Source organism: Pseudomonas sp. AGC41, from assembly GCF_057334555.1.
Map to the genome: position 1 here is coordinate 122,212 of NZ_JBHFJB010000136.1, position 8,349 is coordinate 130,560.

Genomic DNA, 8,349 nt, shown 5'->3' on the forward strand with positions numbered 1-8,349 from the left:
GGCGACTGTATGGATACCTCAAAGGAAAAAAGTAACTGGAGCGACGAAGAGCTCGAGGCTTCGGTTGATGCGTACTTGAAGATGCTGGACCGCGAGTTAAACGGCCAGAGCTTCAAGAAGTCGGTGGAAAACCAGCTTTTACGCGACGGGCCGCTGAGCAAGCGTAGCCCTGCGTCGATTGAATATCGCATGCAAAACATCTCTGCGGTGCTCGATCAAATGGAGTTGCGCCGAATCAGCGGCTACATGCCTGCCAAGAATATTGGTGCGGGTGTGGCTCAGCGAATCCGCAAGGTGCTTGCCAATAAGGTGCTGCCTGGGACGGCCGAGTCTGCTCCAACTGCTGATCTTAAGACGTTGATCCGCCGGGCCACCAAGTTGCAAAAGAATGGGCTCAGGATCGCACCGTTAGGTAACCCGAACCCGCAACAAGTCAGTACGACCACGACGTCTTACGTTCGGGATCCCAAAATCCGGGCATGGGTTGCTGAGTTGGCTAAAGGTGTTTGTGAGGGTTGCGGACAGAACGCACCGTTCGAGGTGGACGGTCTGCCGTTTCTTGAAGTGCATCATATGAAACATCTAGCTCAGAACGGGTCGGACAGCATCACCAACGCGGTTGCGCTATGCCCGAATTGCCATCGGCGTTGCCATCTTGCCAGTGATAGAGAGGCATTTACTTTGTCGCTGTATAAGAAGGTTGATCGTTTGGTCGTTGAGTGACAAAACGCTCAGTTGGGTTGGGGCTGCTTCGCAGCCCAGCGGGAGCAAGCTCCCTCGCCACGGGAGTTGAGGCAGCTACCTGGCAAGCTCCGCGATTTTGAGAGCACCAGTGCCAGTCCAGCTTGTTGGACAAAGGAAACCAGGGAGACCTGTAATGACGAAAAAAAAATGAAGTGAGGCCTTCGAGTCGATTCACAGCTCGGCCGAAGCGCTGCTGAAAATTGGCGCTATCGACATGGCCACTATGCGGGAGTTTGACGAGGTCTGCATGGCTGAGGTACCTGCTGAAATCTCAGATTCAGAAGAATCGCCTGCCCTCAGAGCTGGTCCTCAAAACCCTCAATAGATGTCTTCGGAAGGCCGTCAAAATCCGCCGGATCTGAACACCAGCATCTCGCCCCCCTCACAACCGCGCCGAAACCACCCGCACCCCGTATTGCGGAATAATCCCGTCCGCGGTGACTAACTCCAGTCCTTCCGCCTGAGCTTGGGCAATCAACATACGATCAAATGGATCTCGATGAATTTCCGGTAACTTGCCCGCCTGCTGACCATGGAACAATGAAATCGGCAGTTTGGTAAAACCCTCGTCCTCAACGAGCGCCTCAAGATCCTCTGGAGCTTCAAGCATCCCTTTAGCCTGTTTGATCGATATCTCCCAGATCGAAGCGGCGCTCACCAAGACCTGATTACGTGACTCGCCCATTATTTGCCGAGCTTCTGCGCCCAGAGCAGGATCATCGGAGAGCCACCAAAGGAATGCATGGGTATCTAACAACAGACGCCTCATAAACTGCCCTCAAATCCATCGATGATGTCGTCGGGAGTCTTGTCAAAATCCGCAGACATCCGAATCTTTCCTTTTAACCGCCCAGGCTTGCGCGCCCGAGGTGTATCGATATGAGGCAGCAGATCCAGATAAGGCTTACCGGCCTTGGCGATTACAACCTTGTCGCCATGCCATGCACGCTCAGCAAGCTGGGAAAGCTGGGACTTCGCTTCGTGCATATTCACTTGCACCAGTTCATTCATATATCACCCCCACAGATTAGCTAAGCTAGCCTAAGCCGTGAATTTTAGATAAGCAAGATACCGAGCTAGCCGTTTGTCAAAAATGGCGTCTCAAGCCGCAGTCATCAAAGTGTATTGTTCAGCATTTGAGGCGTCACGCCTCCGTCGGACCTTTGTTGCCATCCCGATTGTTGTGGAACGGGGGGGGGGCCGCTCCGCAGCCCAGCGGGAGCAAGCTCCCTCGCCACGGGTGTCGGGGCACGGGTGGGTGGCAGGCTTGATGACCGGGTTGGGGATTGGGCATCGCGAGCAGGCTCGCTCCCACAGAGTTTTGTGATGTGTTGAAACTTTGGGTGCAGCCCGCCGCGTCCTTCGGTATTAATACACTTCCTCTCACGGACCCGAGCCTCGATGAAATTCGACACTGCCTACTGCCTGAGCCTCGATGCCAAGCTTTCGATCTATGACGTTCGGGATCTTAATTTCGACGAGACCATGGCATTCGACTCGGCCAACGAGCGCTTTCAGTGCCCCAACGATGTGTGTCGGGCGGCGTTCGATGAGGAGAATCGGCTGACGACGCTCAACGCCAAGAACGTCAATTACATCCGCACGCCACATTTCAAGAATCAGCCAACTACCCGGCATATCGAGGGTTGCCCGTATGTCAGTCCGAAGACGCCGGGGTTGGGTCTGGAGAGTGGCGAGGCAGAAACGGATGACGGCCGTGAAGAGCATTTTCCGTCGGAGCTGTTGCTGACCCGGCGTGAGTACATTCGCAAGCCGGCGGATCAGCCGAAGGATGTTGATGCGACTCGGCCCACGTCGAATCTTCCATCGTCCCACGGTGACAACGTCCATTCCGCTCAGGACTCGACGCCCGACAAGACCAGCGTCTTCGCCCATCCGGTGGAGTGTTTCGTCTCGAATTTCGACAACAAGGATCTGCTCAAGCGCATGCCGCTGAAGATTGGCGAGCACACCGCGCCTTACAGCTCCTTTTTCAAGAAGATCGACTTTTTACTAGATAACAAGGGACTGATCTACTGGGGCAAGATCAAGCAGATCAAGGATTACACGCAAAGCTTTCGCATCGATTTCGAAGCAAAGGTCTGGTTCAAGCAGCCGGACGAGGCGAAGAAAAAGCCTTATTCAGTCAACGTCTACCTGAGCAAGAAGCTGATCGATAACTACCGCAAGCGCAAGGCGTTCCTGGCAGAGATCAAGCACGCCATCGACAGTGAAGCGCCGTTGTATTGCTTCTTTTATGGCGTGACGCCGGAGTTGAAACAGGTGCCGAGCAAGAAGAACCCCGAGCAGACGTTCGGGGTGTTCAGTGCCAATATCGAGAATCTGGATCACTTCATTATTCGGGAGGCGCCGGGGTTGACCGAGAAGTAATTTGCAGCACCACGCTTTTTATTGCGTCTCTTGAGCAAGTTGCCGTTCGAACGCCCATATTTCCCGTTTCACTTCCATGCGCCGCTCACGCGCTGCCTGGGCGGCCGATTCATCCAAGCCGCCATAACGTCGCAACCAGTGAATAACCATCTCTTCATCCGGGTACCGATAGCCCTTGTATTCCTTAGTGCTTCTCGGGACGTCGTTCATGCTGCCATCGAAGCGGCCTGCAGAGAACTCATCAGAGGGTAACGTGCCCCATTCGGCGGCGCAGTCCTCGAACGTCCAGGAAATCTCGTTGATGTGCTTTTGCGCACCGCGATGGCCGCGTTTGTAAAAAACGTACTCATCGCAACATTTCCCAAAGCGTTCCATCATCGGCTCGCCATCCACCCAGCGAAGAAGATCATGGTGCCCCGCGTGGCGCATCAGGCCATTGATCCATCGTTCGGAAAATCGCTGAACAAAACCATCGACGTCCGCTTTTTGAGCGCCAGCGAAAATCATGCAGTAGCGGGTTCGTACGTGGATGACGAACAACACGTGTTTGCGTTGCACAGTGATCGCGTGAACCAGCCATTGTTCGTCGAGTTCACCCAGGTCATCGTCCTCGATAACAGGCGATGGTGGTTTTTCCACCGGGGTGATTTTCTTGCCTTTGCTCACACGGCTGAAAAAGTTGCTGGCTGCATCGGTGCAGTTGAAGATCAACATTTGGGCTCTCGGAAAATGCTGGAAATACTAGGCGTCTTCGGCCCATTCAATCTCGAGGGGTTGGCGATCAGCGTCAGAAATCCTTTCACGTAGCTCCTCGCTCAGAACCGCCAGTTCCTGATCGCTCAGCAGATCATATGCAACCAGCAATCTCAAAGAGTTTCGTCGGGTACTAGGTCACGCCCCGAGCACCTGGCCGGAAACGACCGCTGGTCATTGATCAAAAAAATGAGATTGAAGCGGGATCAAAACAACTGTACAAAAACACAGTATTTTTTGAATCCACAGCTTTGGAGCACGCCATGGCCTCTCTCGCAATCAAGACCACCCTGGAACGCATCGCCGTCTATCAATTCACCCCTGCCCACAGCGCACAGGCCCGAGCCATGCTGGGGTGGAGTGTCGAGGAGCTGTCCCGTGAATCCGGCGTCTCGGTCCAGGCCATCCGACGTTTCGAGGCGGGCGGCGAGTTGCTCGATGTCACGCGCCTGGCCCTGGCGTTTCGATTCGAGGCCGAAGGCCTGGTGTTTTTCCCCGGCTTCACTCCGGGGCGCGGCATGAATATCAAGGGCGCTACGCCTAACCCGATGGAGCGGGCGGACTACGCCATGATCGAGTAGCGGCCCGCTCTCAAGCCACGCCGGTCTGGTTCTGATAAGCCGAGGGCTCCACGTCCAGCCACCAGGCGCGCCCCCGTTGCGGGTGCGCCAGGTTGAAGGCCTCGCCCATTTGTGGCGTGGTGATGCTGACGTTGCGCTCCCAGGCCAGGGCCAGGATGCGGTCGAAAGGTTCATACCAGGCGTGCATCGCCAGGTCGAACGTGCCGTTGTGGATCGGCAGCAGCCAGCGGCCCTTCAGGTCGATATGTGCTTGCAGGGTCTGCTCCGGCTGCATGTGGACATGGGGCCAGTCGACGTTATAGGCGCCGGTTTCCATCAGCGTCAGGTCAAAGGGGCCGTATTGCTCGCCGATGCGTTTGAAACCGTCGAAGTAACCGGTGTCGCCACTGAAGAAGATCCGCGTGGCGCCGTCGATCATGACCCAGGACGACCATAAGGTGCTGTTGCTGTCGAACAGGCCGCGTCCGGAAAAGTGCTGGGATGGCGTCGCGATGAACTCGATACCGGCCACCTCGGTGCCTTGCCACCAATCCAGCTGACGCACCTTGTTGGCATCGACGCCCCATTTGATCAGGGTGTCGCCCACGCCAAGGGGCGTGAGGAAGTGGCGAGTCTTGGCCGCCAGCTTGAGGACGGCCTGATGATCGAGGTGGTCGTAATGATCGTGGGACAGGATCACCGCTTCGATCGGCGGCAATTCTTCCAGGCTGATGGGCGGCTGGTGAAAACGCTTCGGACCGGCCCACTGCACGGGTGAGGCACGTTCGGCGAATACCGGATCGGTCAGCCAGAACTTGTCTCGCAGCTTAAGCAGCACCGTGGAATGGCCGAGGCGGAAGACGCTGTGGTTCGGCGCGGCCAGCAGAGCGTCCCGGGTCAGCGGCTTGACCTCGATGGTGCCTGCAGGCCGTGTGGTTCGCGGCTTGTGAAAAATCATGTTCCAGATGACGCGCAGGGTCGTACCGAATCCTTCGCGCGGAGTGAAGGCATAATTGCGAAACTTGCCTTGCTCATGCCGAGATGAGGGGTTGTCGGTGCGAAACGAGGGAGTGGTCATGGTGCGATAACTCCAAGGGCGTCAACGCAGATGCGCTTCGCCGTCGTGGGACGCTGGATGGCCGTTGCATGCACGCTCAGCCGTTTGGCAAGTAAATTACACCGCACGGTGTAGTTTCTAGATTGCATGAATCCCGGGAGCAAGTAAACTGCCGAGTGTAAGTTCTCCCTTTCCAGCCGACGAGTGCCCATGACCGTACCGCAGCGCCTCACCGAACGAAAACGCGAAGCCATCCTCCAGGCGGCGATTGCCGAATTCCGCAGCAGCGGCTTCGAGATCACCAGCATGGACAAGATCGCGGCGACTGCAGGGGTGTCCAAGCGCACGGTGTATAACCACTTCCCAAGCAAGGAGGAGCTGTTCGCCGAGATCCTCAATCGGTTGTGGAACAGCATCACGGCGGAGCAGTTCACGCCCTACGATTCGCGAACCCCACTGCGCGATCAGTTGCGAACGCTGCTTCAAGCCAAACTGCAGATGCTGGCCGACGAGAATTTTCTCGACCTGGCGCGCATCGCCATCGCCGCCACGATTCATTCCCCCGAGCGAGCCCAGGACATGGTTGCGCGCATGGGCGAGCGTGAAGAAGGCCTGACCGTCTGGGTTCGCATGGCCCAGGCCGATGGCCGGCTGAAACCCGTCGACCCGGCATTCGCGGCCCAGCAGATGCACGGGCTGATCAAGACGTTCGCTTTCTGGCCGCAGATTTCCATGGGCCAACCGAGCCTGGCGCCCCATGAGCAGACGCAGGTGATCGAATCGGCTCTGGACATGTTCCTGGCCTGCTACCAGCGCTAAACCTCAGTTCAGCCGCAGGTTGCGCCCCAGCTCGTCGAACAGCGTCACCACCGAGCGCAACGCGCGGCAATCCGGCCGGGTCAGCAACCAAAGCGCCGTGTCATACCCGGCCAAAGGCTCGCCAATGGGCGCCAGGCCCTGGTTGCCATCGATCAGGAAGCCCGGCAGCGCCGCCACGCCCAGACCGGCCCGCACCAGTTCGGTGACCGAGAGCATGCTGTTGCAGCGATAGGCAGGCACCACGCCTGGCAAGTGCTGGCGGCGCCAGGCCACGGTAGGGTGATCCGGCAGGAAATCGTCCGGCGCGATCCAGGTCATGGCGGCCAGGTCATCCGTATTGGCCGAGGACAAATACGTGTCGCCGGCACAGACCCGGTAAACCACGGGGCCCAGATTTCGCCCCACCAGATGCTCCGGCGGCGTGCGCGTCAGCCGCAAGGCAATATCCGCATCGCGACGGCTCAGGTTGGCGAAGTCGTTCGTAGTGCTCAGTTCCAGGGTCAAGGCCGGATAGGCGGGCATGAACCGCGCCAACGCGGGCAGCAACAATGCGTGCAGCACCGAGTCGGTACAGGTCAGACGGACCGTGCCGCTGACTACATCGCCGCCCTGCTCTATCCCAACACGCGCGGCCTCCAGCGCCTGCTCAGCGCGCTCGGCCTGCTCGGCCAATGCCCGCGCAAGGCTCGTGGGTAAATATCCGGCACGGCTTTTCTCGAACAAGGGCTGGCCCAGCGCCGCTTCCAATCGGCGCACCGAGCGGAAAACCGTCGACACATCCACCTCCAGCAGCCGCCCGGCCCGGGCCAGCGAGCCGCCACGGACCAGCGCCAGGATCAGGGATAAGTCGGGATAACCGAGGCGATATTGCGCCGCTGCATTGAACACTTGGATAAACGCCAATATTGATTGCGTGAACGCCAATCTATAGTGGCGACCAGGAATCAACAAGCGGCGAGACTCTCATGGAAAAAAAGCGTCCCATCCATATCGCCCTGATTGGCGATCATGACCCGCAAATCACCGCTCACCAAGCGATCCCCCTCGCACTTGAGCTGGCTGGCGAGCAAACCGGCTGCGACATCGGTTTCCAATGGCTGGCCACCGATCTCATTGCCGACGACACGTTGCGTGAGGACTTCGATGGCATCTGGTGCGTGCCCGGCAGCCCTTACCGGAACGAAAGCGGGGCCTTGCACGCCATCCGTTTTGCCCGCGAACAGCGACGCCCTTTCCTCGGCACCTGCGGTGGTTTTCAGCATGCCGTACTGGAATATGCCCGCAACGTGTTGGGTTGGGCCAACGCCGTTCATGGCGAAACCTCTCCAGAGGCGGAACGGGCGCTGCTGACGCCGCTGAGCTGCGCCTTGATCGAAACCGCCGATAGCCTTCAGCTTGAGGTGGACTCGCTGATCGCCGAGGCTTACGGCTGCCCGACAGCGTTCGAGAGTTACCGTTGCCGCTTCGGGGTCAATCCGCATTTTGAACAGGATTTGCTGAACGGGCGACTGCACGCCTTGGCCCGAGATTCGGCCGGCGACCTGCGGGCGGTGGAGCTGCGCGATCATCCGTTTTTTGTCGCAACGCTGTTCCAGCCTGAACGCGCCGCGTTGGCAGGCCGGGTGCCGCCGCTGGTCAAAGCGTTTGTCGAAGCCTGCGCGAGGAAAATGCCATGAACGGCCATTATTACGCAGTGATCTTCACCTCGTTGCGTACCAAGGGAGACCAAGGCTACGCCGAAGCCGCCGAACGCATGATGGCCCTTGCCCGGGAGCAGCCCGGATTTCTGGGCGTCGAATCGGCCCGTGGCGATGATGGTCTGGGAATCACCGTGTCCTACTGGCGCGATGAAGCAGCGATCCTGGCCTGGAAGCAGCATCCGGAACACAGCGCGATCCGTGAGCGCGGCCGCTCCACCTGGTACAGCCAATGCCATACGCGGGTGTGCAAGGTCGAACGGGACTATGCCTTCCAACGCCAAACCTGATGCCAGGAAACAGAATACAAAACCTGTGGGAGCGCGCC

11 protein-coding genes are annotated in these 8,349 nt (G+C 58.3%); 6 read left to right on the forward strand and 5 right to left on the reverse strand.

The window, feature by feature from the left end; all coding sequences use genetic code 11:
- On the forward strand, positions 1-723 hold a 723-nt coding region (locus ACE04F_RS22490; protein WP_486109980.1), incomplete at its 5' end, for an HNH endonuclease.
- A 403-nt stretch (positions 724-1,126) separates the two neighbouring features.
- On the opposite strand, the gene ACE04F_RS22495 is transcribed toward ACE04F_RS22490, so the two are convergent.
- Positions 1,127-1,513 (reverse strand): type II toxin-antitoxin system VapC family toxin, encoded by a 387-nt coding sequence (locus ACE04F_RS22495; protein ID WP_305499311.1) that lies wholly within the window; start codon positions 1,511-1,513, stop codon positions 1,127-1,129.
- A complete protein-coding gene (locus ACE04F_RS22500; RefSeq protein ID WP_486109981.1) occupies positions 1,510-1,755 on the reverse strand; it encodes a type II toxin-antitoxin system Phd/YefM family antitoxin in 246 nt (81 codons plus the stop codon). Before ACE04F_RS22500 ends, ACE04F_RS22495 begins: the two co-directional genes overlap by 4 nt.
- A 390-nt stretch (positions 1,756-2,145) precedes the next feature.
- On the opposite strand from ACE04F_RS22500, the gene ACE04F_RS22505 reads away from it, so the two are divergent.
- Entirely contained in the window at positions 2,146-3,135 is a 990-nt protein-coding gene (locus ACE04F_RS22505; RefSeq protein WP_486109982.1) for a hypothetical protein, read from the forward strand.
- An 18-nt stretch (positions 3,136-3,153) separates the two neighbouring features.
- On the opposite strand, the gene ACE04F_RS22510 is transcribed toward ACE04F_RS22505, so the two are convergent.
- The gene (locus tag ACE04F_RS22510; RefSeq protein ID WP_486109983.1) at positions 3,154-3,849 is read right to left on the reverse strand and encodes a DUF6933 domain-containing protein; all 696 of its coding nucleotides are present in this window, start codon (positions 3,847-3,849) and stop codon (positions 3,154-3,156) included.
- A 302-nt stretch (positions 3,850-4,151) separates the two neighbouring features.
- On the opposite strand from ACE04F_RS22510, the gene ACE04F_RS22515 reads away from it, so the two are divergent.
- Complete coding sequence (locus tag ACE04F_RS22515) at positions 4,152-4,469, forward strand: helix-turn-helix domain-containing protein (RefSeq protein WP_305499305.1); 318 nt, start codon at positions 4,152-4,154, stop codon at positions 4,467-4,469.
- Between the two features lie 10 nt (positions 4,470-4,479).
- Here ACE04F_RS22515 and ACE04F_RS22520 read toward each other — a convergent pair whose 3' ends face one another.
- On the reverse strand, positions 4,480-5,526 hold the full coding sequence (locus ACE04F_RS22520) for an MBL fold metallo-hydrolase (RefSeq protein WP_486109984.1): 1,047 nt from the start codon (positions 5,524-5,526) through the stop codon (positions 4,480-4,482).
- Positions 5,527-5,715: 189 nt separating this feature from the next.
- On the opposite strand from ACE04F_RS22520, the gene ACE04F_RS22525 reads away from it, so the two are divergent.
- Positions 5,716-6,324 (forward strand): TetR/AcrR family transcriptional regulator, encoded by a 609-nt coding sequence (locus tag ACE04F_RS22525; RefSeq protein ID WP_486109985.1) that lies wholly within the window; start codon positions 5,716-5,718, stop codon positions 6,322-6,324.
- Positions 6,325-6,327: 3 nt separating this feature from the next.
- On the opposite strand, the gene ACE04F_RS22530 is transcribed toward ACE04F_RS22525, so the two are convergent.
- Positions 6,328-7,275, reverse strand: a complete 948-nt coding sequence (locus ACE04F_RS22530; protein WP_486109986.1) for a LysR family transcriptional regulator — start codon at positions 7,273-7,275, stop codon at positions 6,328-6,330.
- A gap of 14 nt (positions 7,276-7,289) precedes the next feature.
- On the opposite strand from ACE04F_RS22530, the gene ACE04F_RS22535 reads away from it, so the two are divergent.
- Entirely contained in the window at positions 7,290-8,000 is a 711-nt protein-coding gene (locus ACE04F_RS22535; RefSeq protein WP_486109987.1) for a CTP synthase C-terminal region-related (seleno)protein, read from the forward strand.
- Positions 7,997-8,311 (forward strand): antibiotic biosynthesis monooxygenase family protein, encoded by a 315-nt coding sequence (locus tag ACE04F_RS22540; protein ID WP_434572325.1) that lies wholly within the window; start codon positions 7,997-7,999, stop codon positions 8,309-8,311. Before ACE04F_RS22535 ends, ACE04F_RS22540 begins: the two co-directional genes overlap by 4 nt.
- Positions 8,312-8,349: the final 38 nt, after the last annotated feature.